Consider the following 23,461-nt stretch of genomic DNA (forward strand, 5'->3'; position numbering starts at 1 on the left):
TCAATCGTAATTGCCAAAACGGCTAGGCGTGGTTGTCGGCTGGCGCAGAGGTTGATAGCGCGGAACGTTGTTGCGCAACGAACCCATGGCATTGGTACCTAGGCGTGACAGTCCTACAAACTCGAGTTGAAACAAAATGCGTTGACGTGCCAAACCGTCAGCAATTTGCTGACGTTCGATCACTGTTCGACTCAACCAGCAGCCTGCATCGTATTCGAAGCCAATGATCGACTCGACGGGCTTCTTGGTCATCATGTCGACGTTCATGCGGGCCACGCTGTACCAACGCCCCTCGCCTAAGCCGCGCCCGAGTTCGTCACGGCCGTCAACACCGCCCCATAGGTCATGCAGCGGCCATTGCCATCCGAGGTCCAATTGTTTGGACACGGCGTTGCCAGTGGCATCGTTTTGAGAGCGCCAAGCAGCATTGATCACGCGGTAAGAGCCCGGGCTGTAGCGGCCCCCCACCACGCGTCGGCGAAAATTGTCGTTTTTTGGATCGAATTGAATCGTGGAGTCCACCGCCCAAGAACGCGACAAATGCAGGGTTGCGCCTGTCAAGATATCGCTCAACCCTGACTGCGCCATTGGGTCGTCAGGCAATGCCACGCGCTGATCTTTCATGCGCAGACGTTGCGCAACGCCGAAACGGGCGCTTTCTGCACCGGTCTCGGGGTCAAGGAAGCGCGAGGTGGCGCCCAACGTGAGCAATTTGCTGTCCGAAATGCGGTCGTGACCGCCAAAGGCATTTTCTGTGAAGATGCTGGCGAAGTTGAAGGAGTTGCCACCAGAGTCGTAGTTGGGCAGGTAGCTTTGATCGCGGAAAGGGGTGTTGACGTAAAACAGCCGGGGTTCAAGGGTTTGGGTCCAAGTCCGATCAAACAAGCGACTGCTTCGCTCAAAAGCCATGCCCGCATCCAAGCTGAAGGTGGGCACGGAGACGCCCGCGCTGGTTTGACCCTGACGGCCGTTGTAGAAAAGCGTGTTGGGCAAGCCGCCCTCAAATTGGTAGCTGCGCGCATGCAATTGCATTTTGGGTGTCACGTAGCCATAGGGCGTGATGAACGGGCGGCTCAATTGCGCCCAGGTCACCGCACGGTCGGCGTTGGGTGCGCAGTTATAAAACAGTTTGCTGGTGTTGTTCGTGGTGGCATTTGCACAGTCCACATCGCGGGCGGAACTGAACCGCGTGAAGTCCCCATCGAGGCTGAAGTCTAAGCCGCCAGCCAGGTTGAAGCGTTGGATGCGCGCGGTGATTTGCGGCAGTCGGTCAAAGGGGGGTGTGATGCGGTTGTTGACATTGGCCAAGTCTTGCAAGGTTTGCCATTTCTGAACACGCATGGCTGTGGTGATAAGCCCATCAGTCCAAGACACGCCGACATCGCTGGACAACAGCCGTTGAATGCCTGTGAGGCTGCCCAGCGAAAAGTCTTTCCAATAGTTGTCATCACTGGCGCGGTTGACGTTCACCGTCAAGCCAAACCCACCACCTGCATAACTTGGGTTGAGCAGGCCGCTGTGGGTGTAGTTCACGCCCCACCGCGCTCGGTCTTCACGCAGTTTGTCGTTTTGCATGTAATCAAAGCGCATCAAACCTTGAAAGGCAGGCTGAGGCGCCAAGCCTTCTAAATAACGAAATTCCGTATTGAGCTTGATGCCGCGCTGACTCCAGTACGTGGGCGTGAAGGTGATGTCGCGGTTGGGCGCCAAGTTCCAGTAGTAAGGCTGGGAGTATTCCAAGCCGCCAATGTTGTCAACGCCAAAACTAGGGGGCAGCAAGCCGGATTTACGCTCATCGTCGAGCGGAAAATCAATCGCCGGAATGGGCAACACGGGCAGGCCCTTGAAGCGCACCGACCCCCCCTCAACCAAGCCAATGTGGCGGTCAGAATCGGTGGAGATTTTGTCAGCACTGAAGAACCAATCCGGCATCCAGCTGGGCCCCGGCTTGCGTTGGCAGGTGGTGAAGCTCGCGTTGTGCATCACCGAGCGCGAAGGGCTGACAAAATCGATGCGCGAGGCGTCGCCGTAGGCATTGTTTTTCAACAGGCGGTAGCTGGGTTGCGTGAAAAACCCCTCGAACGCGTCCATTTGCAAATCAAGCGCGGGCCCTTGGTAGACATTGCCTGCTCGGTTGATATACACATTGCCTCGGGCCTTGGCCATGTCATTGACCGCATCGTATTCGAGCTGGTCTGCCTTGAGAAAAATTTCGCCACGGCGCAGCACCACTTGACCTTGCAGCGTGGTGACTTGGTTGGCGTTTTCAATCAGCGAGTTGCTTTCTAGGAACGTAGGCAGTTGTTTGCGTGCGTCGGGAGAGATGACCTCTTGCAGCAAACTGCTGGAGCGCAAAATCAAAGACGGGCTGCTCTCGCTTGGCGCTTGAATTTGCGCATGAGCCAGGGCATGGACGCCCAGCATGCCCATCACCAGCCATAACAGGGCGCGAGTTTGGCGGTGAAAATGGGGCATCAGCATGAAAACGGGAAGACCTTGCATTGACCAGCCCCATCAAGCGAAGGCCCGAAAAGTCGGGGCGCTGGAGGCTGTTTGTAGAATTTAGATTATCCATGAGCACACCCTTCATTTCCCAGCCTTTGGGCGCCTTGCCCCAAGCGTCCACCTATGCCCCACTTGAGTGGGGGCAAGCCGAGCGTCAATCCGCATTTCATCAGTGGCTAGACGCGCAAGCTGGCGCACACGGCGTGCAGCCAGCCACGGTGCGCATGGCCTCGGCGGATGCCAGCTTTAGGCGCTACTTCCGTGTTGACAGCGCACAAGGCGCGTGCATCATCATGGATGCACCACCCGACAAAGAAAACTGCGAGCCCTTTGTTCGCATCGCTCGGCTGATGGTGGACGCGGGCCTCTATGCGCCGCGCATTTTGGCGTGGGATGAGCCGCAGGGCTTCATGTTGCTCGAAGACATTGGCTCCCAAACCATGATGGAGGTGATGGACCGTGACAACCCACAGGCCAACCACGGCCTGTACATGCGTGCGCTAGACGCCTTGCTGGCGCTTCAGCAAAGCAGCCGCCCAGGTGTGCTGCCCGCCTACGACGGGCCGCTGCTTGCGCGCGAACTGTCGCTGTTTCCTGATTGGTACCTCACCCAACACCGCCAGCTGCACATCGACACCACCCAGCGCGCGATGCTGGACAAAACGTTTCAAACCATCGTGCAGCGCAACTTGGCTGCGCCGGGTGTGTTTGTGCACCGAGACTTCATGCCGCGCAACTTGATGATGCCGCATGACCTCGCTGAAAAGCGCTTAGGCGTGTTGGACTTCCAAGACGCCGTCTATGGCCCCATCACCTACGACATCGCCAGCCTCATGCGCGACGCGTTTTTGACCTGGGAGGAAGACTTTGTGCTTGACGTCACCATCCGCTACTGGGAGCGTGCCCGCAAACTCGGCCTGATGGATTTTGAAGACTGGCACAGCGATTTTGGTGCGTTTTATCGCGCTGTGGAGTGGATGGGCTTGCAACGCCACCTCAAAGTGGCGGGCATCTTTGCAAGGCTGACCCTGCGCGACGGCAAGCCCAAGTACTTGGCAGATGCGCCACGCTTCATCCAATACATCCGCACCACGGCCAGCCGCTACAGCGAATTCACGCCCTTGCTGCGATTGATCGACAAAGTTGAAGGCACCGAGCCGGCCATCAGCCTTGCCTTTCCTCGGCTGACCCCAGGCGCACGATAAGCATGGCGCGCTTTTACTGCCCCCTGCCCTTGCTGCCAGGCCAAGTGCTTGACTTGCCACCCACTGCGGCCCGACATGTGCAAGTGCTGCGCATGCAGCCGGGCCACACACTCACCTTGTTCAACGGCCAAGGCGGCCAGTTCAGTGCCCAAGTGCAGCACATGGGCCGCAGTGAGGTGCGCGTGGTGGTGGGTGAGCACAGCGACGTGGAATGCGAAGCGGCTGTGCAGGTTCACCTCGCCGTGGGCATGCCCGCCAATGAGCGCATGGACTGGCTGGTGGAAAAAGCCACCGAGCTGGGCGTGCACCGCATCACCCCCTTGATGACCGAGCGCAGCGTGATTCGCTTGACGGGTGATCGCGCCGACAAGAAGCAAGCGCATTGGCAAGCTGTGGCGGCCAGTGCGAGTGAGCAATGCGGCCGCAACCGCGTGCCGCTGATGGATGCGCCCGAGCGCTTAGACGCATGGCTGGCGCGTCAAGCAGTGCAAGCCGATGTGGTGCATGGCGTGCTGTCGCTGCATGCCAGCACGCAGCCTTTGACGGCCTTGCGTGAGGGTGCAGCCGCTTTGTCTAAATCGTGGGTGCTGCTGAGCGGCCCAGAGGGCGGCTTGACGGATGCAGAAGACGCAGCGGCGCGGACCAAAGGTTTTGTGGCCTTGCGTTTGGGTGAGCGCGTGTTGCGTTCTGAGACAGCAGCGCTAGCCGCTTTGAGCTTGCTTTCCTTGGCATAAGCGCCAAGCTGGGCCAGGACTTTGAGTCAGGTCCGCTCAAACTTAAACACCGCTGTGCCCGCCATCAGGTTGGGCCACACATCCACACGCTGACCGTCTTGCACACCAAAAGCTTCGGTCACTTGCAGGCGGTTCTTCTCGGCAAGCACCTCAAAGTCTTTGAAGGTGCCCACGCGAATGTTGGGCGTGTCATACCACTGGTAAGGCAAGCGTTTGGTCACGGGCATGCGCCCTTGCAAAATACTCAAGCGGTTGGGCCAGTGGCCAAAGTTAGGGAAGGCCACGATGCCAGTTTTGCCCACACGTGCGGTTTCGCGCAGCATGGTCTCAGCGTTGCGCAAGTGTTGCAAGGTGTCGATTTGTAGCACCACGTCAAATGATTGGTCGGCAAACACGCTGAGCCCCAAATCGAGGTTGAGTTGCAGCACATTCACACCGCGTTGGACGCAGGCGTGCACATTGGTGTCGTCGAGCTCGACGCCGTAACCGGTGCAGGCTTTGTGTTGTTGCAGGTGGGCCAGCAGTGCGCCATCGCCGCAGCCAAGGTCCAGCACGCGGCTGCCTTGGGGCACGAGGGCGGCAAAGGCCAGCAAGTTGTCAGGTGTCATGCGCCACCTCCCGTGTGTGTCGCGAGTTCGTCGTGAATGCGCGTGAAGTAAGAGCGCATGACATTCACATAGCGCGCATCGTCCAACAAGAAGGCATCGTGGCCATGTGGGGCGTCGATTTCGGCATAGCTCACATCGCGTTGGTTGTCGAGCAAGGCTTGCACCATCTCACGGCTACGAGCGGGCGAGAAGCGCCAATCGGTGGTGAAGCTGACCAGCAAAAACTTCGCTGCTGTGCGCGCAAACGCCGCCGACAAATCGCCGCCATAGGTGCGGGCAGGGTCAAAGTAGTCGAGCGCGCGGGTGATCAGCAAGTAGGTGTTGGCATCAAAGTACTCGCTGAACTTGTCGCCTTGGTAGCGCAGGTAGCTTTCGATTTGAAACTCCACGTCTTGCGTGGTGTACAAATAGTCGCGTGTCTCGCCGTCGGTTGCAGCCATATCAAGCACTTTGCCAGCGCCATCGGCCACAGCGGTGGGGCGCAATTTTCGACCAAACTTCTCGTTCATCACATCGTCGCTCAGATAGGTGATGTGGCCCACCATGCGCGCGATGCGCAATCCGCGCTGAGGCACAACGCCGTGTTCGTAAAAGTGCCCGTCATGAAAGTCGGGGTCGGTCACGATCGCGCGACGCGCCACTTCGTTGAAGGCAATGTTCTCGGCGGTGAGGTTGGGTGCACTGGCCACCACCACGGCATGGCGCACGCGCTCAGGGTATTGCAGCGTCCAGCTCAATGCTTGCATGCCGCCCAAGCTGCCGCCCAAAACGGCTGCAAGCTGTTCTATCCCTAAGCGGTCGAGTAACAAGGCTTGGGCGTTCACCCAATCTTCTACTGTGACCACGGGGAAGTCCGCGCCATATACCTTGCCCGTGTCGGGGTGGGTGTGCATGGGACCCGTGGAGCCAAAGCAAGAGCCGAGGTTGTTCACGCCAATCACAAAGAAGCGCTGGGTGTCCACAGGCTTGCCGGGGCCGATCATGGTGTCCCACCAACCCTCGCTTTTGTTTTGGCCTGCATACACGCCCGCCACGTGATGCGAGGCATTGAGGGCGTGGCACACCAGTACCGCGTTGGAGCGCTCGGCGTTCAAAGTGCCATAGGTCTCAAAGGCGAGGGTGTAGTCGCGCAGGCTGGCACCACTTTGCAAGGCGAGGGGCTCTGCAAAGTGCATGGCCTGCGGCGTGGCGATCATCGGCGCGTGCTTGGGGGCTGCATTCAAAGACATGAGATTGCTCTTATTTATTCACCGGCTGACTCGCCAATCGGGCGCAGGTGTTTGCCTGCAATGCCTGCCAGCTCAAACATCGTCACTTGGTCTTTGCCAAACACGGGCTTGAGCTTGGCGTCCGCATTGATGGCGCGTTTGTTGGTGGCGTCTTGCAAGCCATTGGCCTTGATGTAGTCCCACAGCTTCTTGATGACTTCGGTGCGGGCCACGGCTTCAGCGCCAATCACGTTGGCCAAATCAGCGCTGGGCAAATAGCCTGCGCTGACTTTGCGTGGCGCTTTGGGCTTGGCTATTTTTTCGGCCTTGGCCTGGGTGGCTTTCGTGGCCTTGCTTGTTTTGGCGGGCACTTTTTTGCCAGCCGCTTTGATGAGCGCGTTGGTGGTGGGCGTCTTGCCGCCTTTGGGTGGGTATTTGCTCACGCGGGGCTCAAACGCAAAGTTCACCTTGCCTGCCTCGGCATCCCACTGCAAAAAGGCTTTGAACGCGCGACGTGTGCGCATGGACACAAACTTGTCGAGCAAATCGGTTTTGCCTTCGCTGAGCAGCTTGGTCATTTGTTCGCGTTCGACAGGCTGTTGCAAGATGATTTTGCCGCTTTTGAAGTCGCAGCTAGGCGTCGCTTGCGCATGTGTGGGCACGGCTTTGCTGCACAAATAATTGCTGCCGTGGTCAAACACCGGGCTGCCGCACTTGGGGCAGTTCCCCAAAGCGGGGGCGTCGCCGAACTCAACAATCTCACCAGAGTCCGCGCCGTCGTCGCCAAAGTCGAATTCGAGCTTCCAGTTTTGGTCTTCTTCGCTGTACTTGAGCGCAATTTCGGCGGTGAACGGCCAACCCGCTTTAGAGCGAAAACCGTCGAGTGGGCCAATCTTTTTGTGGGTCAGGAACTGCTCTACCTCGGCCGCTTCAAACGTGCGTCCGCCTGGAATTTTGCTGATCGAGAAGCCACAACCTGCGCCGTTTTCGCCCGAGTCAGATGCCGTGGCGTCTTTGCCTACGCAGGCGTAGCGGCGGTAGTTTTCTTTCACCACGCCGCCGCACTTGGGGCAGGGGGTCTGGAGTGTGGCGTAGTCGCCGGGAATGGTGTCACGGTCAAACTCTTTGGCTTTTTTGACGATGTGCTCGGTCATCTCGGCGATTTCGCGCATGAACTCGGCGCGACTCAACTCGCCTTGTTCCATCAAGGCGAGCTTGTGCTCCCAGCCGCCGGTGAGTTCAGGTTTGGACAGCTCTTCCACGCCCAAGCCGCGCAACAGGGTGAACAGTTGAAAGGCTTTGGCGGTAGGCACCAATTCGCGCAGGTCACGAATCATGTATTTTTCGTTGAGCAAGCCTTCGATGGTGGCCGCGCGCGTGGCGGGTGTGCCCAAGCCTTTTTCTTGCATGGCTTCGCGAAACTCGTCGTCTTCCACCAGCTTGCCCGCGCCTTCCATCGCGCCCAGCAGCGTGGCTTCGCTGTAGCGTGCGGGTGGGCGGGTTTTCAGGCCTTTGGCGTCGACGGACTCGTTGTGGGCGGCTTCGCCCGCTGTCAAGGCGACGAGCGTCTTGCCGTCTTCTTCGTTGTCCGATGCTTCTTGGGCCGCGTCTTTGCCGTACACGGCCATCCATCCGGCGTTGACCAACACTTTGCCTTCGGTGCGAAAGTGGTGGTCTTTGCCTGCGGCTTTGACCGTGCTGATGCGCGTGGTCACCATGTATTCGGCGCTGGGAAAGAACACGGCCATGAAGCGGCGCACCACCATGTCGTACAGCTTTTGTTCAGCCTCAGACAAGCCGCTGGGCGCTTGTAAGGTGGGGATGATCGCAAAGTGATCGCTGACCTTTTTGTTGTCAAACACGCGTGGCAGTTTTCGCACGTAGTGGTTGTTCAGCGCCACGGTCGCGTGTTGCTCTAAGTGCTTCATGCCACTGTCGGCCAGCATCTCAAAGGTTTGCTTGACCACTGGCACGTAGTCCTCTGGCAAGTGGCGTGAATCGGTACGTGGGTAGGTCAATGCCTTGTGGCGTTCGTACAAACTTTGTGCCAAAGCCAGGGTGGTTTTGGCCGAGAAGCCAAAGCGGCCGTTGGCTTCGCGCTGCAGCGAGGTCAGGTCAAACAAACCAGGGCTGGCCTTGGTGGTGGGCTTGCTTTCTTCGGTCACATGCGCTGCTTGGTTTCGCACAGCATTGGCAATGGTCAGGGCCTCGGCTTCGCTCCAGACGCGGTCATGTTTTTTCTCCCCGTCTTGCGCGTCTTTTTTGTGTTCTGGGTTGAACCACTTGGCGGGGTAGGCGCCTGCTTGCACCTTGAAGGATGCGTGAATTTCCCAATAGTCGCGGCTGATGAACTTGCGGATTTGCTCTTCACGTTCCACCACCACCGACAAGGTGGGTGTTTGCACACGGCCCACGGTGGTCAAGAAAAAGCCGCCTTCGCGGGAGTTGAAGGCGGTCAAGGCGCGGGTGCCGTTGATGCCCACCAGCCAGTCGGCCTCAGAGCGGCTGCGCGCTGCATCGGCCAGGCCTTGCATTTGTTTTTCGCTGCGCAACGAATCGAAGCCATCGCGAATCGCTTGCGGCGTCATGGACTGCAACCACAGGCGCTTGACGGGTTTGTCGAGCGGCTTTTTGCCACCTGCGTATTGCTCGATCAAGCGAAAGATCAGTTCGCCTTCGCGGCCCGCGTCACAGGCGTTGATGAGGGCGGTCACGTCTTTGCGCTTGGCCAGCTTCACCACGGCGTTCAATCGCGTTTTGGTTTTTTCTACCGGCTTCAAGTCGAAGAAGGGGGGAATCACGGGCAAGTTGGCAAAGCTCCACTTGCCGCGCTTGACGTCAAATTCTTCGGGCGCTTGGATTTCCACCAAATGACCGACGGCGCTGGAGACCACATAGGTGTCGCTCTCAAAGTGATCGTCGTGTTTTTCGAACTTCCCCGCCACAGGCGTGAGTGCGCGCACGATGTCTTGCGCGACCGAAGGTTTTTCGGCAATCACGAGGGTTTTGCTCATTTCAAAGTTCCTTAAAAACTGACCACTACAATTCGTTGTCTCGCGTGCGCACGCGCGCCCACGTGCGCGCACGCACATGCGTACGTAACAAAGTTAACAGAAAAAACACCTTGCCCAAAAAATCCACCGCCCCAACCTCCGCCCCCATCAAAGGACGTCGCATTCAAACCCGTCGCTCAGGCGTGCATGGCAAGGGCGTTTTTGCGTTGACGGATTTTGCCAAGGGCGAAACCATCATTGAGTACGTGGGCGAGCGCATCAGCTGGAAAGAGGCGCTGCGTCGCCACCCGCACGACCCGAGCGACCCCAACCACACGTTTTACTTTCACATCGATGACAAGCATGTGATTGACGCCAAGTACGGCGGCAACTCCTCACGCTGGATCAACCACTCGTGCAAGCCCAGCTGCCAGCCCGATGAGGAAGATGGCCGCGTGTTCATCAAAGCCATTCGCGACATCAAGGCTGGCGAAGAGCTGAACTACGACTACGGCCTGGTCATTGATGCGCCGATGACCAAAGAGCTCAAGCTCGAATATCCGTGCTGGTGTGGTGCAAAGAAGTGCCGAGGCACCTTGTTGTCTTCCACCTCTGAATTCCCCAAAGGCAAAGACGCCAAAGCCAATCAATCATCTAAAAAACCTAAAAAGGTCAAGGCCAAAAAAGGCTGAGCCGCATGATCTGGCCCGCTGAAGATCTCTGGCTTGCGTTGGTGGCCCAGCAGCCAGGCTTGACGGTCGAGGTGCTGCCAGAAATTGACTCCACCAACACCGAGCTCATGCGCCGCGCCCGTGCGGGCCAAACCGAGCCCACACTCTTGGTGGCTGAATCCCAAACCGCTGGCCGCGGTCGCCTAGGACGCCCCTGGCACGGCGAAGCGGGCCAAGCGCTCACCTTCTCACTGGGGCTCATGCTCAAGCCTGCCGATTGGTCTGGCCTGTCATTGGCGGTGGGCTTGTCGCTGGCGCGTAGCTTGGATTCGCAAGGCGAACTGGGTGTGCGTTTGAAGTGGCCCAATGATTTGTGGGTGAAGCGTCCGCCTATGGCCACAAGCGAGCCCACCTGCTGGGGTAAATTGGCTGGCATCTTGATTGAGACAGCCTTGCCCACGGGCATCAGCCACAGCGGTGACGATGGCCCAAGCCATGGCCGAGAACAAGGCAGATATTGCGTGGTGGGTGTGGGCATCAACATCGCTCAACCAGTTGCCGAGGGGCTGTCCACAGCGCCCTTGGGCCTGCAAGACCTGCAAAGCGGCATCACCGCACCCCAAGCCTTGATGCATGTGGCCGAGCCCTTGCTGGCGACGTTGTTGGCGTTCGAGCGCACTGGCTTTGCGCCACTGCAAAATGCGTTCAACGCCCGCGATGCTTTGTACAACCTCAAGGTCACGCTCAGCGATGGTCGCCACGGCTTAGCCAAGGGCGTCGACGCCACAGGCGCCATGCGGGTAGAGACAGATCAAGGCATACAGGTCATCAGCAGCGCAGAGCTCAGCGTGCGGCCGGTTGAGCCCATTCAACAGACGAAGGTGGATTTATGAACTCGAAATTGATATTGCGCAACGTGGTCTATATCTTGGCGGCGACCAACCTGGTGTATTGGTTGTGGAACGACGGGGGCTTGCGCTTTTTGGGCCTAGGCCCCAAGCCCGTGCAAGAACCACAGCGCATAGAAAACCAAGTGGACCCAGCGCTGCTGACAGTTCGGCCAGCAGCGTCTGAGTCCAAATAAAAGCACGCCCTTCGTTTTGCGTCACGAAGGGGTGGGGTGCTTACTGCAAGTCGAAGCGGTCGAGGTTCATCACCTTGGTCCATGCCGCGACGAAGTCGTGCACGAACTTGCCCGCGTTGTCATCTTGGGCATACAACTCGGAGATGGCGCGCAGCTGTGAATTCGAGCCAAACACCAAGTCCACGCGTGTGCCTGTCCACTTCACAGCGCCGGTTTTGCGGTCATGCCCCGCAAAAGCTTCTTCGCTGGCATCGGTGGGATGCCAAGCAACGCCCATGTCGGTCAGGTTGACAAAGAAGTCATTGGTCAGCTGGCCCACGCGATCGGTGAACACGCCGTGCTTGCTGCCCCCGGTGTTGGCACCCAACACACGCAAACCACCGACGAGCACCGTCATTTCGGGCGCGCTCAAGTTCAGCAACTGCGCCTTGTCGACCAACATCTCTTCGGCGTGCATGCGGTAGGCTTTCTTTTGGTAGTTGCGAAAGCCATCGGCGACGGGTTCCAACACAGCAAAAGACTCGGCATCTGTGTGCTCAGCCGTTGCGTCTGTGCGACCTGGGGCAAAAGGCACTACCACGCTGTGGCCTGCTGCTTTTGCCGCTGCCTCAACCGCCGCGCTGCCACCCAACACAATCAGATCAGCCAAGGAGACTTGCTTGCCGCCTGAGGCGCTGGCGTTGAAGTCTTTCTGGATTTTCTCCAGCGCAGACAAGACCTTGGCCAGATGTGCTGGGTCGTTGGCTTCCCAGTCTTTTTGTGGGGCCAAGCGCACGCGTGCGCCGTTGGCGCCGCCGCGCTTGTCTGAGCCGCGGAAGGTGCTGGCCGAGCTCCAAGCGGCCGCCACCAATTCCGACACGCTGACGCCGCTGGCCAAAATTTTGGCTTTGAGGCTGGCAATGTCGCTGGCGTCCACCACAGCGTGGGTGAGTGCGGGGATGGGGTCTTGCCAAATCAGGTCTTCGGCGGGCACTTCTGGGCCGAGGTAGAGGCTCTTTGGACCCATGTCGCGGTGGGTCAGCTTGAACCAAGCGCGGGCATAGGCATCGGCAAACTCTTCGGGGTGGGCATAGAAGTGGCGAGAGACTTTTTCGTAAGCGGGATCAAAGCGCAGCGACAGGTCAGCCGTGGTCATCATGGGTGCGTGCTTCTTGCTGGGGTCGTGCGCATCAGGAATCATGTCCTCAGGCGCGCAGTTCTTGGCCGTCCACTGGATGGCACCCGCTGGGCTGTTGACCTTTTCCCATTCATACTTGAACAACACTTTGAAATAACCCATGTCCCAAGTGGTTGGGTTGGGCTTCCAAGCGCCTTCAAAGCCGCTGGTGGTGGTGTCACCACCTTTGCCAGTGCCATGGCTGTTGATCCAGCCAAAGCCCATCTCGTGCATGGGCGCGCCTTCTGGCTCGGGCCCGACTTTGGCGGGGTCGCCAGCACCGTGCATCTTGCCAAAGGTGTGGCCGCCAGCCACCAAGGCCACGGTTTCGTAGTCGTTCATGGCCATGCGGGCGAAGGTTTCGCGCACATCTTTGCCTGACAACAAGGGGTCAGGGTTGCCATCTGGGCCTTGTGGGTTCACATAGATCAGGCCCATTTGCACAGCAGCCAGTGGGCTTGCGAGTTCGCGGTCGCCGCTGTAGCGGCTGTTGGGCTTGTCGCTGGTGGCCAGCCATTCTTTTTCGGCGCCCCAGTACACATCCTCCTCGGGGGCCCAAATGTCAGCGCGGCCGCCGCCAAAACCGAAAGTCTTGAAGCCCATGGTCTCCATGGCCACGTTGCCGCACAACACAAACAGGTCAGCCCATGAGATTTTGTTGCCGTACTTTTTCTTGATGGGCCACAACAGGCGCCGACCCTTGTCCAAGTTGCCGTTGTCGGGCCAGCTGTTGATAGGTGCAAAACGTTGGTTGCCGGTGTTTGCACCTCCGCGGCCGTCCGCGGTGCGGTAGGTGCCCGCCGCGTGCCATGAGAGGCGAATGAACAAACCACCGTAATGGCCCCAGTCGGCTGGCCACCAGTCTTGTGACTGCGTCATCAAGGCGGCCAAATCTTTTTTGAGTGCAGCGTAATCTAGCTTTTTGAACTCGGTGTGGTAATCAAAATCGACCCCCATCGGGTTGGACACGGGTTGGTGCTGGTGCAAGATGGCGAGGTTGATTTGGTTGGGCCACCAATGGGCATTGGACTGGGCGCCGTTGGTGCTGCGTGCCCCTGGACCTGCTTGGAACGGGCATTTTCCGGCCGTTGAACTTTGACTCATGAACTAACTCCTGGTTGTGAAATGGATGAAAACAAACCTTGGTGCTTGAAAGCCAACGCCCTCTTGGCGCGCATTTCATCTGGGAGCGCGAAAGCGAATGTGTTTTTATTTGGCTGCTCAAGCGCTCCTTGGCAAATCAAGGTGCTCCGATTGTTGATGGACAAGCCATCGACACCACATGATTCTTTCTATTCTTGTAATAGTCAATGTCAATCTACTTGAGTCTTTCTATTAGGGTTATCCATCGTGCCAAGCCTAACCGCTTTTTTTAGCATGGGGCGTCTCTTTTATGAAGGAGCGAATGCGATGGACAACATTGATCACCTGCCTGCAGTCCGGCAAGGTCTTTGGTTTTATGGCGGCTTGACGGCGTGCCCCGTGCGCATCGTGCAGCACGACATGCTGTGTGGCACACATGACCCAGAAGATCCGTCTGAGCTGGCCGCCGATCGCGTGGCGGATTGCTTTTATGTTCGCTACCAGCCCCCGGGGCTGACGCCACATTGGCACGATGGGGGCGTGGCGTTGAGCCTGCGTGAAGCCTTGTTTTTGGCACAGCGTAAATTAGGGCCGGTGGTGCAGTGGGCTGATTGAAGTCAGCTCAGTGAAGCTGAGCGGCCCATTTGTCACAAATACCTGACACGATGCGGGTGAATTTGACAAATCTGTCTAGATAATTCAACGATCCACTGGGAGCACACCATGGCAGCATTGAAAGGCTCGCGCACGGAGTAATGCCTGCAAGACGCCTTTGCGAGCGAGGCTCAAGCCAACCGTCGATATTTGTATGTTGCAAACAAGGCTGACTTTGAAAGCGCCGCTGTCCACTTTGTGCGCTTTGAGCTGACACCCGCCATGCGTGGGTCGCTTCCGATGCCTTGGCAAGCTTGGCGGGTGACTTGATTCGCCAGCCGGTGGCTTTAGGCCATCACAGGCTGGCGAATCAAGTAATCAAAGGCGGACAACGCCGCTTTTGACCCCTCACCCGCTGCGATGATGATTTGCTTGAAAGGCACGGTGGTGCAGTCGCCCGCTGCAAACACGCCGGGTAGGCTGGTGTGGCCTTTGTCATCCACCTCGATTTCACCGAACTTGCTCAAGTCCAAGGTGCCTTTCAAGAACTCGGTGTTGGGTATCAAGCCGATTTGCACAAACACGCCAGCGAGCGCGACGTGATGCACATCATTTGTCGCGCGGTCTTTGTAGCTCAAGCCATTGACCTTGCCGCCTTCGCCCGTGATTTCGGTGGTTTGGGCATTGGCGTGGATGGTTACATTGGGCAAGCTTTTGAGCTTGTTGACCAACACGGCATCGGCCTTGAGCTGTTCGGCAAACTCAATCAAGGTCACGTGCTCGACCAAGCCTGCCAAGTCAATGGCGGCTTCCACCCCTGAGTTGCCGCCACCAATCACGGCCACCCGCTTGCCTTTGAACAAGGGGCCATCGCAATGGGGGCAATAGGCCACGCCTTTGTTTTTGTACTCGGCCTCGCCGGGCACATTCACATTGCGCCAACGTGCGCCCGTGGACAAGATCACGCTCTTGGCTTTGAGCACGCCGCCGTTTTCTAAGTGCACCTCGGTCAAGCCACCTTCTTCGGACGCGGCCACAATTTGGCTGGCGCGTTGCATGTTCATCACGTCCACGCCGTAGTGGTGCACTTGCGCTTGCAAGTCGGCGGCCAGTTTCGGGCCGTTGGTCTCGAGCACCGAAATGTAGTTTTCGATCGACATGGTGTCGTTCAACTGACCGCCAAAACGCTCAGCTGCAATCCCCACGCGAATGCCTTTGCGGGCCGCGTACACCGCAGCTGCCGCGCCAGCGGGGCCGCCGCCGACAACCAACATGTCGTAGGGGGCTTTGTCGCTCATCTTGGCCGCATCGCGGGAGGCCGCATGGGTGTCGAGTTGGGCCACGATTTCTTCCACACTCATGCGGCCCGAGCCAAATACTTGGCCGTTCAAAAACACCATGGGCACGGCCATGATTTGGCGCTCTTCCACTTCCTTTTGGAACGCGCCGCCTTCAATCACCACGGTCTTGATCTTGGGGTTGACGATGGCCATGAGCGCGAGCGCTTGCACCACGTCGGGGCAGTTATGGCAGCTCAGGGACATGTAGACCTCAAAGTTGAGGTCGCCACCAGCAACAGGATTGAGCCCCTTGATGCTGTCGATCACCTCTTGCGCCACCTTGGGTGGGTGGCCGCCGGTCCACAACAGCGCCAACACCAGCGAGGTGAACTCGTGGCCGAGTGGCAGGCCCGCGAAACGCACGCCTTGGGTTTCGTTCTCACGCACCACGGCAAATGACGGCTTGCGTGCATCGGTGCCCGACGTGTCGAGGGTGACTTTGTCAGACAGGCCCACGATGGTGCTCAGCAATTCGCCCATGTCTTTGCCGGTGTCGCTGTCGTCGAGTGAGGCGATCAAGCGGATGGGCTGACGCAGCAAGGCGAGGTACTGTTGAAGTTGTGTTTTGAGCGCGTCGTCGAGCATGGGGTTCTCCGGTTTCAGGGTGCAAAGGCCTCAGGCCATGCGCTTGTGGCGCTGGCCTCAGTGGTTCTATTGGGGTGGGGTTCGTTCAGGACAACGCACGTTGGGTCTCCGCTGTGCGCTGCACTCAACGACCTGCGCTAGCAGGTCTTTGAAATTAGATCTTGCCGACCAAGTCGATGGAAGGAGCCAAAGTCTTGGCGCCTTCTTTCCATTTCGCTGGGCACACTTGGCCGGGGTTGGCGGCGGTGTACTGAGCGGCGGTCAGCTTGCGCAATGTCTCAGACACGTCACGTGCGATTTCGTTGGAGTGCACTTCCATGGTTTTGATCATGCCTTCTGGGTTGATCACGAAGGTGCCGCGCAAGGCCAGGCCGTCTTCTTCGATGTGCACGCCAAAAGCGCGTGTCAGCTTGTGGGTGGGGTCGCCGATCAATGGAAACTTGGCTTTGCCCACAGCAGGCGATGTCTCGTGCCACACTTTGTGTGAGAAGTGCGTGTCGGTGGTGACGATGTACACCTCAGCGCCGACCTTTTGAAAAGCTGCGTAGTTGTCAGCCGCGTCTTCGATTTCTGTGGGGCAGTTGAAGGTGAACGCGGCTGGCATGAAGATGAACACGTTCCATTTGCCTTTGAGGCTGGCTTCGGTGACTTCGATGAACTTGCCGTTGTGGAAAGCTTGGTTTTTGAATGCAGGTACTTGCGTGTTGATCAGTGACATGGGAGCTCCGAGGCAGGGTTGATAAAAACTATTGAATGAGCCGAACTCATTAAATCTATGGTAAACCCTAAAAGTAAAAACCCTGATTGCTTGTCTCAATGAGCCCGATTGAAAAAAGCATTGCACCGTTCGGTCTGAATGTCACGATTGGGTCAAATTCAGCCCCTCACTGAGGCCAGGCCAACAATGGGTGAATTACTTAAATCCCACGCGGTCCAACATCTGTTGCACCTTGATTTGGTTCATGCCCACGGCGCTGATGGGCACCAGCTCGCTCTTGAAGCTGCCGCCGGTCATGGCTTGGAGGGCGGGGTTGTCCAGCTTCATGCCTTTGACCACGGGCCACTCGTTGTTGCCGTTGGCAAAGTGGTTTTGCGCGTCGGGGCTGACGAGGTATTCCAAAAACTTGACCGCGTTGGCTTGGTTCTTGGCGTGACGCGCCACCGCACCACCCGCCACGTTCACATGCGTGCCCCAGCTTTGTTGGTTGGGAAACACCACGCCCACGCGCTCAGTCACGGCCTTGTCCGCGGGGGTGGTTGAGCGCATCAGACGTGCCAAGTAGTAAGTGTTGGTCACCGCTATGCCGCACTCGCCGCTGGCCACCGCTTTGATTTGGTCGGTGTCCCCGCCCTTGGGTGCGCGCGCCATGTTGTCGACCATGCCTTTGAGCCAGACTTCCGTGGCAGCAGGTCCAAGGTGTTCGATCATGGCACCAAACCAGCTCAGGTTGTAGGGATGCGAGCCCGAACGGATGCACAACTTGCCTTTGTTCTTGGTGTCAGCCAACTCTTGGTAGGTGTCCACATCGGCCTTGTTGACTTTGAGCTTGTCGTACACCACCACGCGAGCGCGGGTGGACAAGCCAAACCAAGCGGTGCCGTCGTCGGTGGGCTTGGCGCGCAGCTGAGAGGGAATGGCTGTTTCCAAAGCTTTGGACTTGATGGGCAAGAACAAGCCATCCACCTCGCCACGCCACAAGCGAGCGGCGTCTACCAACAAGATCACGTCAGCGGGTGAGGCACTGCCTTCGGCTTTGAGGCGCGCGATGATGCCTGCGTCGTCCGAATCAACGCGGTTGATTTTGATGCCCGTGGCCTTGGTGAAGTCGCTGTACAGCGCCTCATCGGTGGGGTAGTGGCGCGCTGAGTACAGGTTGATGACTTGATCGTTGGCCAAGACGGGTGCGCTGAACAAGCCAGCAGAGACAGCAGAAATAGCCAAGGACAAAACGGTGAGGGTGCGGCGCATGAAGCGGTTCCAAGTAAAAAATCTTGGACCCAGTGTACATCAAATGCGAATCATTATCATTTGACTTGGATCAAATGCCCTGTGAAAAGCGCAGGTTGAATGCCCTTGGCTTAGCTGCGACGCAGCGTGCGGCTGAGCAAAATCACGGGCAGCAAGCCCACCAACACCAAAGCCAGCGAGGGGAGTGCGGCTTCGCCCAAGCGTTCATCGCGGGCGAGTTGGTAGGCCATGACGGCCAAGGTGTCGGTGTTGAAAGGGCGCAGCACCAAGGTGGCGGGCAGCTCTTTCATCACATCGACCAGCACCAGCAACGCGGCCGCTGCGAGTGGTTTTTTAAGCAAAGGCCAATGCACGCGGTGGACCAACGAAAAACCTGAAATACCCAACATGCGCGCACTGTCATCGAGCGATGGGGGCACGCGTGCATAGCCGCTTTGGACCGACTGCAAGGCCACCGCCACAAATCGCACCAAATAAGCCCACACCAAGCCCAACACTGTGGCCGTCAACCAAAAGCCTACGCCCGATTGGGGCCAGGTGGCTTGCACCCAGCCCACAGGCAACAGCAAGCCCACCACAATCACAGCTCCTGGCACGGCATAGCCCAGGCTCACCACGCCCAGCACTTGGCGCGTCAGCCAGTTGGGGTGCAAGCGGGCCAGGGCCGCCAACAGCAAGGCAGCGCCCACGGCCAGCAGGGCGGTCATGCCTCCCAGCGACAAGCTGGTGATCGACCATTGCACAAAGCGGGCCCAAGGCAAGTCCATCACGCCCTCACCTTGCATCAAAGCGCGCAACATGAAGAGCACGGGCAACACAAAACCGCACAACACAGGCAGCACGCACAAAGTCCACGCCAAAGCGGCAGAGGCGCCATGCAGCTTCAAAGGCTGCGACTCGTTGCCAACGCGATCCACACGGCCGCTGGAAAACCGCAAGCGTGATTGCGCGCGCTGCTCTGCCGCCAACAAGACCACCACCACCAACAGCAGCAAAGTGGCCAGTTGTGCAGCGGCGATGCGGTTGTCCATGACCAACCAAGCTTTGTAAATGCCAGCAGTGAAGGTCTGGATACCAAAGTAGCTCGACACGCCAAAGTCGGCCAGCGTTTCCATCAAGGCCAAAGCCGTGCCCGCTGCAATCGCGGGGCGCGCCAGTGGCAAGGCCACGCGAAGAATGCGGCGCGACAACGGAGCACCCAGCAAGCGGGCTGCTTCCATCAAATGGTTGGCACGCTCTGAGAGCGCGGTACGGGCCAACAAATACACATAGGGGTACAAGGCGAGGGTGAACACACAGGCCGCGCCCCAGACATTGCGTACTTCCGGAAACACGCGGCCCTCAAGGCCAAACGCAGCGCGAATGCCAGTTTGCAGTGGCCCGCTGAATTGAAGATAGTCGGTGTAGGCATAGGCCACGACGTAGGCGGGCATGGCCAAGGGCAAGAGCAGCGCCCACTCCAAGTTGCGGCGCATCGGAAAGTCAAACAAGGTCACCACCGCCGCAGAAACGGTGCCCATGCTGATGACGCCCACGCTCACCAGCAGGCATAGCAGCAGCGAGGTGCCCACATAGTCGGGCAGCACGGTGCCTGCCATCTCGGCCAAGATGCTGGCCGATGCATCGTTCCACTGTGCCCATGAAAACAGCACAGTCAACACTGGCAATGCCAACAACAAGGTCAGCATGACCAGCACACAGCGTAAAAACAAGCGAAAGCTAAAAACCATGCGGCATTGTAGGTAGCCGCACAAGCTGTGGCATTCAAGGCCGTCTCTACAATGACGCCATGTTTTTAGATATTGCCCAACTATCTGTCAGCTACCCTGAACGTAGCCGCCCATCGGTGGACCGCGTCAGCTTGGGTCTGCGCGCGGGTGAAATGGGCGTGCTGATTGGTCCGTCGGGTTGTGGCAAAACCACGCTGTTGCGTGCTGTAGCCGGTCTTGAGCGGGTCAGTGCAGGAGAGCTTCGTTTAGCCCAATCGGTGGTCAGCAGCGCCAGTGTGCATGCGGCTCCCGAGTCGCGTCGCATTGGCATGGTGTTTCAAGACTACGCCCTGTTCCCCCACCTGAGCGTGCAAGACAACGTGAGTTTTGGCTTGCACCAGCAGCCACGTTTAGAGCGTGAAGCGCGTGTGCGCGAGGTGCTGGCGCTGGTCGGTCTGAGCACCAGTGCAAAGCGCTATCCGCACGAGCTGTCGGGAGGGCAGCAACAGCGCGTGGCCTTGGCCCGTGCGTTGGCGCCTAAGCCGCAGTTGTTGTTGCTCGACGAGCCGTTCTCCAACCTGGATGTTGAGTTGCGTGAACGTTTGGCTTTGGAGGTGCGCGGCATATTGAAAGAGGCGCAAACCACCGCTTTGTTTGTCACGCACGACCAAATGGAGGCCTTTGCCATTGGTGACGTGATTGGCGTGATGTCAGAAGGCCGGCTACACCAGTGGGACGATGCCTACACGCTCTACCACCGCCCCGCCACCCGATTTGTGGCCGAGTTCATTGGCCACGGTGTGTTCACACCGGCCACACTGCGCGAAGAAAACAACCAAATTGTGGTGCACACCCCCATGGGCGATTTGGTGGACGTGGCCGAGTGTCCGCTGCCTTGCACATTTGCCTCGGGCGAGTGCGATGTGCTGCTGCGAGCGGACGACATCGTGCATGACGACGATGCGCCTGTGAAGGCCGAGATCATTCGCAAATCATTTCGTGGCTCAGAGTTTTTGTACACGCTGCGTTTGAAATCAGGCGAGTCAGTGATGGCGCATGTGCCCAGTCACCACGACCACAAGTTGGGCGAGTGGATTGGCATTCGCGCCGAGGTGGACCATGTGGTCACCTTCAACCGAGCTTGTCCTGTGAATGGCCATGACTTGTGCAACATGCCGTGTGCCGAGCATGTTGCGCCTCACCAACGCGCACCCGTGCAACCACCCAACCCCGCGCTTGGCCAATCGATTCACTTTCATCAAAAGCCATAGGACCCAGGCGGCGGCGTGGCTCGCCCAAGCAGCGTCATGGGCTTAGAGCTGAGCATTTGAAAAACGCACTGTGAACCTTGTGCCTGGCATAGGCTTGCCAGGACTGGCTTCTTCTAGCGTCACCACAGCCGCGTGTTGTTCTGCAATTTCCATCACGATGGGCAAGCCCAAGCCCGAACCGTCGGCTTCGGTTCCCAATGCACGGTAAAAAGGCAAAAACACCAAATCGCGCTCGGCTTCGGGAATGCCGGGCCCGGAGTCCTCCACCTGCAACACCACGACTTTGCCAAATTTGTCGGCCAGCAGCCGCACGGTGATCACACCTGGGTGATCCTCGGTGGAGGGGGTGTAATTGATGGCGTTGTCAACCAAATTGCGCACCATCTCTTTGAGCAATGTGGGGTTGCCCATCACGCGCACGCCGGAGCTGCCCGGCTCGGCACCCTCGTAGCCAAGGTCGATGAACTTGTCCATGGCGCGGGGCAGGGAGTCTTGAATCACATCGCTGACCAAACTCACCAAATCGCAGGGGCTGCGTGCAATATGGGTGTTGCCACTTTCGGCACGGGCCAGTGACAACAACTGGTTGACGGTGTGCGTGGCCCGAATGCTTGCGCGGCCAATGAGTTTGAGGGACTGTTTGAGTTCATCTGCGCTCGAGTCTGCGCGTTGGGCCAAATCGGCTTGCATGCGCAAGCCCGCGAGGGGCGTTTTGAGCTGGTGAGCGGCATCAGCCAGAAAACGTTTTTGGGTGGCGATGGACTCTTTGAGTCGGGTGAGCAAATCGTTGATGGAGGCCACCAGAGGCGCCACTTCTTGGGGCACCGCGAATTCGTCCAAGGGGCTCAAATCATCCGGCCTGCGCAAGCGGATGCGCTCTTCGAGTTTGTTGAGTGGGCGTATGCCTCGCGCCAACGCCAACCACACCAACAGCACAGCCAGGGGCAAGATGACAAACTGCGGCAGCATGACGCCTTTGATAATTTCAGTGGCAAGCACCGAGCGCTTTTCAAGCGTCTCGCCCACTTGCACCAGCACAGGCTTGGCGCCTGGCACGTCTGTGCGCACCCAGGTGTAGGCCACACGCACCTCGGCGCCGCGCATTTCGTCGTCGCGAATGCGCACCTCATTGAGTTGGCCTTCGTCCTCGTCGTGGGGCAAGGGAAAGTCCCGCTCTCCACTCACAAACTCGCCACGTGTGCCCAGCACCTGGTAGTAAATCAAGTCCGCATCGTCGGCGCGCAAAATCTCCCGGGCAGGCAGCGGTAAATTGAAATACATGCGTGTTTGATCGCTTTTGACCAGCTGCGCAAGGGCTTGCACGTTGTACTCCAAGCCACGGTCAAATGGTCGGCCTGCAATGTTTTGTGCCACCAGCCAAGTGAGCGCCAAGCTGACGGGCCACAGCAGCAGCAGCGGCGTGAGCATCCAATCCAGAATTTCACCAAACAGCGAGTGTTGTTCGCGCCGAAAAAGCTTTGCCATGCACGTGCGGTGTGTTTAGCCCGGAATTTTTTCGAGGCAATAGCCCAAACCACGAACAGTGGCAATGCGGATGGGGCCTTTTTCAATCTTCTTGCGCAAGCGGTGGATGTACACCTCAATCGCGTTGTTGCTCACCTCTTCGCCCCACTCGCACAAGCGCTCGACCAATTGGTCTTTGCTGACCAAGCGACCGCTGCGTTGTAACAGCACCTCGAGTAAGCCGAGTTCACGCGCCGACAATTCCACCATCTTGCCGTCGATGGTGGCGACACGACCCGTTTGGTCGTAGACCAGCGGGCCGTGCTTGATAGACGACGAAGTGCCCCCCATGCCGCGGCGCGTGAGGGCGCGAACCCGTGCTTCGAGTTCTTGCAAACTGAAGGGCTTGGCCATGTAATCGTCAGCACCGTAGTCCAAACCTTTGACGCGTTCTTCCACGCCATCAGCCGCCGTGAGGATGAGCACGGGCATGGAGGAGCCGCGCGAGCGCAGCCGTTTGAGCACCTCCAGGCCGTGCATTTTGGGTAGACCCAAATCCAAGATGAGCAAGTCAAACTCGTCGGTGGTCATCAAGGCGGCGTCGGCTTCTGTGCCGCTGGCCACATGGTCAGCGGCTGCACCAGAGGCACGCAAGGTGCGCAACAGTCCATCGGCCAAGACCAAGTCGTCTTCTGCAATCAGGATGCGCATGTGTTGTCTCCAGCTTTGTTCGTTTTTTTAGAGGGACCAAGTAGGTGATTCTAGGCGCCTGTCCTCGCCTGCATAGGCCTCTAACCCTAGGCTGATCACGGTGGCTACATCAGCGCCAACTTCTTGTTTGAATTCTGCCTCGGTTTGCGCGACCGCTTGCTCAAAGGCCTGCAGCCAAGCAAGCCCGGTGTCGGTGAACACAATGTGCCGTGCGCGGGCGTCCTGCGGGTCGGGCGTGCGTTGCACCAAGCCCCAGGCTTCGCATTGGGTGACGAGGTCGCCCATGGCTTGTTTGGTCATGCCTGCACTGGCTGCTAAGTCCATCAGGCGCGAGCCGCCTAGGCTGAGGTGGCGGGTGATGTGGATGTGTGCCGCACTGACCTGTGCGCGCGCGGCTAGGTTCGATAAGGCCAACGGCACATCCACGTTGTGCGCCATCAAGTGCAGCACGCGCGCATCAAAGCGACGCATGGCATGCCCAAGCAAACGGCCTAAATGCGCTTGTCGCCAGTCTTGCTGAGTGGAAAATTGGGGTGAAGAAGCCATGGCTATATAGTAAGGCAAACTGACC

General features: G+C 58.4%; 19 protein-coding genes and 1 pseudogene. 8 read left to right on the top strand and 12 right to left on the bottom strand.

The window, feature by feature from the left end; all coding sequences use genetic code 11:
- A complete protein-coding gene (locus tag V7Q41_RS10160; RefSeq protein ID WP_333845729.1) occupies positions 1–2,475 on the bottom strand; it encodes an LPS-assembly protein LptD in 2,475 nt (824 codons plus the stop codon).
- 98 nt (positions 2,476–2,573) lie between these two features.
- On the opposite strand from V7Q41_RS10160, the gene V7Q41_RS10165 reads away from it, so the two are divergent.
- Positions 2,574–3,710 (top strand): aminoglycoside phosphotransferase family protein, encoded by a 1,137-nt coding sequence (locus V7Q41_RS10165; RefSeq protein ID WP_333845730.1) that lies wholly within the window; start codon positions 2,574–2,576, stop codon positions 3,708–3,710.
- A gap of 2 nt (positions 3,711–3,712) precedes the next feature.
- Positions 3,713–4,444, top strand: a complete 732-nt coding sequence (locus tag V7Q41_RS10170) for a 16S rRNA (uracil(1498)-N(3))-methyltransferase (protein WP_333845731.1) — start codon at positions 3,713–3,715, stop codon at positions 4,442–4,444.
- 26 nt (positions 4,445–4,470) lie between these two features.
- Here the strand turns inward: V7Q41_RS10170 and metW are convergent, their stop codons facing one another.
- The 3 genes from metW to V7Q41_RS10185 are packed head-to-tail and all read right to left on the bottom strand — an operon-like array spanning position 4,471 to position 9,274.
- A complete protein-coding gene (gene metW, locus V7Q41_RS10175) occupies positions 4,471–5,052 on the bottom strand; it encodes a methionine biosynthesis protein MetW (RefSeq protein WP_333845732.1) in 582 nt (193 codons plus the stop codon).
- Positions 5,049–6,281 carry a homoserine O-succinyltransferase MetX gene (metX, locus tag V7Q41_RS10180; protein ID WP_333845733.1) on the bottom strand — a complete coding sequence of 411 codons (1,233 nt, stop codon included), beginning with the start codon at positions 6,279–6,281 and terminating at the stop codon, positions 5,049–5,051. The genes metW and metX overlap by 4 nt, the downstream gene beginning before the upstream one ends.
- A 14-nt stretch (positions 6,282–6,295) precedes the next feature.
- On the bottom strand, positions 6,296–9,274 hold the full coding sequence (locus V7Q41_RS10185; protein ID WP_333845734.1) for a DNA topoisomerase III: 2,979 nt from the start codon (positions 9,272–9,274) through the stop codon (positions 6,296–6,298).
- A 110-nt stretch (positions 9,275–9,384) separates the two neighbouring features.
- Here V7Q41_RS10185 and V7Q41_RS10190 point away from each other — a divergent pair, with 110 nt between their 5' ends.
- The 3 genes from V7Q41_RS10190 to V7Q41_RS10200 are packed head-to-tail and all read left to right on the top strand — an operon-like array spanning position 9,385 to position 11,008.
- Complete coding sequence (locus V7Q41_RS10190; protein ID WP_333845736.1) at positions 9,385–9,945, top strand: SET domain-containing protein; 561 nt, start codon at positions 9,385–9,387, stop codon at positions 9,943–9,945.
- Between the two features lie 5 nt (positions 9,946–9,950).
- A complete protein-coding gene (locus tag V7Q41_RS10195; RefSeq protein ID WP_333845738.1) occupies positions 9,951–10,817 on the top strand; it encodes a biotin--[acetyl-CoA-carboxylase] ligase in 867 nt (288 codons plus the stop codon).
- A complete protein-coding gene (locus V7Q41_RS10200) occupies positions 10,814–11,008 on the top strand; it encodes a hypothetical protein (protein ID WP_333845740.1) in 195 nt (64 codons plus the stop codon). The genes V7Q41_RS10195 and V7Q41_RS10200 overlap by 4 nt, the downstream gene beginning before the upstream one ends.
- A 40-nt stretch (positions 11,009–11,048) precedes the next feature.
- Here the strand turns inward: V7Q41_RS10200 and katG are convergent, their stop codons facing one another.
- A complete protein-coding gene (katG, locus tag V7Q41_RS10205; protein ID WP_333845741.1) occupies positions 11,049–13,268 on the bottom strand; it encodes a catalase/peroxidase HPI in 2,220 nt (739 codons plus the stop codon).
- 306 nt (positions 13,269–13,574) lie between these two features.
- On the opposite strand from katG, the gene V7Q41_RS10210 reads away from it, so the two are divergent.
- Both V7Q41_RS10210 and V7Q41_RS10215 read left to right on the top strand, forming a co-directional pair.
- Positions 13,575–13,862, top strand: coding sequence for a hypothetical protein (locus tag V7Q41_RS10210; RefSeq protein WP_333845742.1), 288 nt, complete (start codon positions 13,575–13,577; stop codon positions 13,860–13,862).
- Positions 13,863–14,006: 144 nt separating this feature from the next.
- A pseudogene (locus V7Q41_RS10215) lies at positions 14,007–14,081 on the top strand (rubrerythrin); the annotation flags it as partial.
- 107 nt (positions 14,082–14,188) lie between these two features.
- Here the strand turns inward: V7Q41_RS10215 and ahpF are convergent.
- From ahpF to V7Q41_RS10235, 4 genes are all read right to left on the bottom strand, one after another.
- Positions 14,189–15,766, bottom strand: coding sequence for an alkyl hydroperoxide reductase subunit F (ahpF, locus tag V7Q41_RS10220; protein WP_333845744.1), 1,578 nt, complete (start codon positions 15,764–15,766; stop codon positions 14,189–14,191).
- 154 nt (positions 15,767–15,920) lie between these two features.
- The gene (ahpC, locus tag V7Q41_RS10225; protein WP_333845745.1) at positions 15,921–16,484 is read right to left on the bottom strand and encodes an alkyl hydroperoxide reductase subunit C; all 564 of its coding nucleotides are present in this window, start codon (positions 16,482–16,484) and stop codon (positions 15,921–15,923) included.
- A 195-nt stretch (positions 16,485–16,679) separates the two neighbouring features.
- A complete protein-coding gene (locus V7Q41_RS10230; RefSeq protein ID WP_333845746.1) occupies positions 16,680–17,735 on the bottom strand; it encodes an extracellular solute-binding protein in 1,056 nt (351 codons plus the stop codon).
- 110 nt (positions 17,736–17,845) lie between these two features.
- A complete protein-coding gene (locus tag V7Q41_RS10235) occupies positions 17,846–19,465 on the bottom strand; it encodes an ABC transporter permease (protein ID WP_333845747.1) in 1,620 nt (539 codons plus the stop codon).
- Positions 19,466–19,524: 59 nt separating this feature from the next.
- Here V7Q41_RS10235 and V7Q41_RS10240 point away from each other — a divergent pair, with 59 nt between their 5' ends.
- Positions 19,525–20,715 (top strand): ABC transporter ATP-binding protein, encoded by a 1,191-nt coding sequence (locus V7Q41_RS10240; protein WP_333845748.1) that lies wholly within the window; start codon positions 19,525–19,527, stop codon positions 20,713–20,715.
- A 42-nt stretch (positions 20,716–20,757) separates the two neighbouring features.
- Here the strand turns inward: V7Q41_RS10240 and V7Q41_RS10245 are convergent, their stop codons facing one another.
- From V7Q41_RS10245 to V7Q41_RS10255, 3 genes are read right to left on the bottom strand one after another with little or no spacing between them, the layout of a single operon-like run.
- On the bottom strand, positions 20,758–22,200 hold the full coding sequence (locus tag V7Q41_RS10245; protein WP_333845750.1) for a sensor histidine kinase: 1,443 nt from the start codon (positions 22,198–22,200) through the stop codon (positions 20,758–20,760).
- Positions 22,201–22,215: 15 nt separating this feature from the next.
- Entirely contained in the window at positions 22,216–22,890 is a 675-nt protein-coding gene (locus V7Q41_RS10250; protein ID WP_333845751.1) for a response regulator transcription factor, read from the bottom strand.
- A 27-nt stretch (positions 22,891–22,917) separates the two neighbouring features.
- Positions 22,918–23,436: a MarR family winged helix-turn-helix transcriptional regulator gene (locus V7Q41_RS10255; protein WP_333845753.1), complete on the bottom strand. Its 519-nt coding sequence runs from the start codon at positions 23,434–23,436 to the stop codon at positions 22,918–22,920.
- Positions 23,437–23,461 lie beyond the last annotated feature (25 nt).

Source organism: Limnohabitans sp., from assembly GCF_036804465.1.
Taxonomy (GTDB): Bacteria; Pseudomonadota; Gammaproteobacteria; order Burkholderiales; family Burkholderiaceae_C; genus Limnohabitans.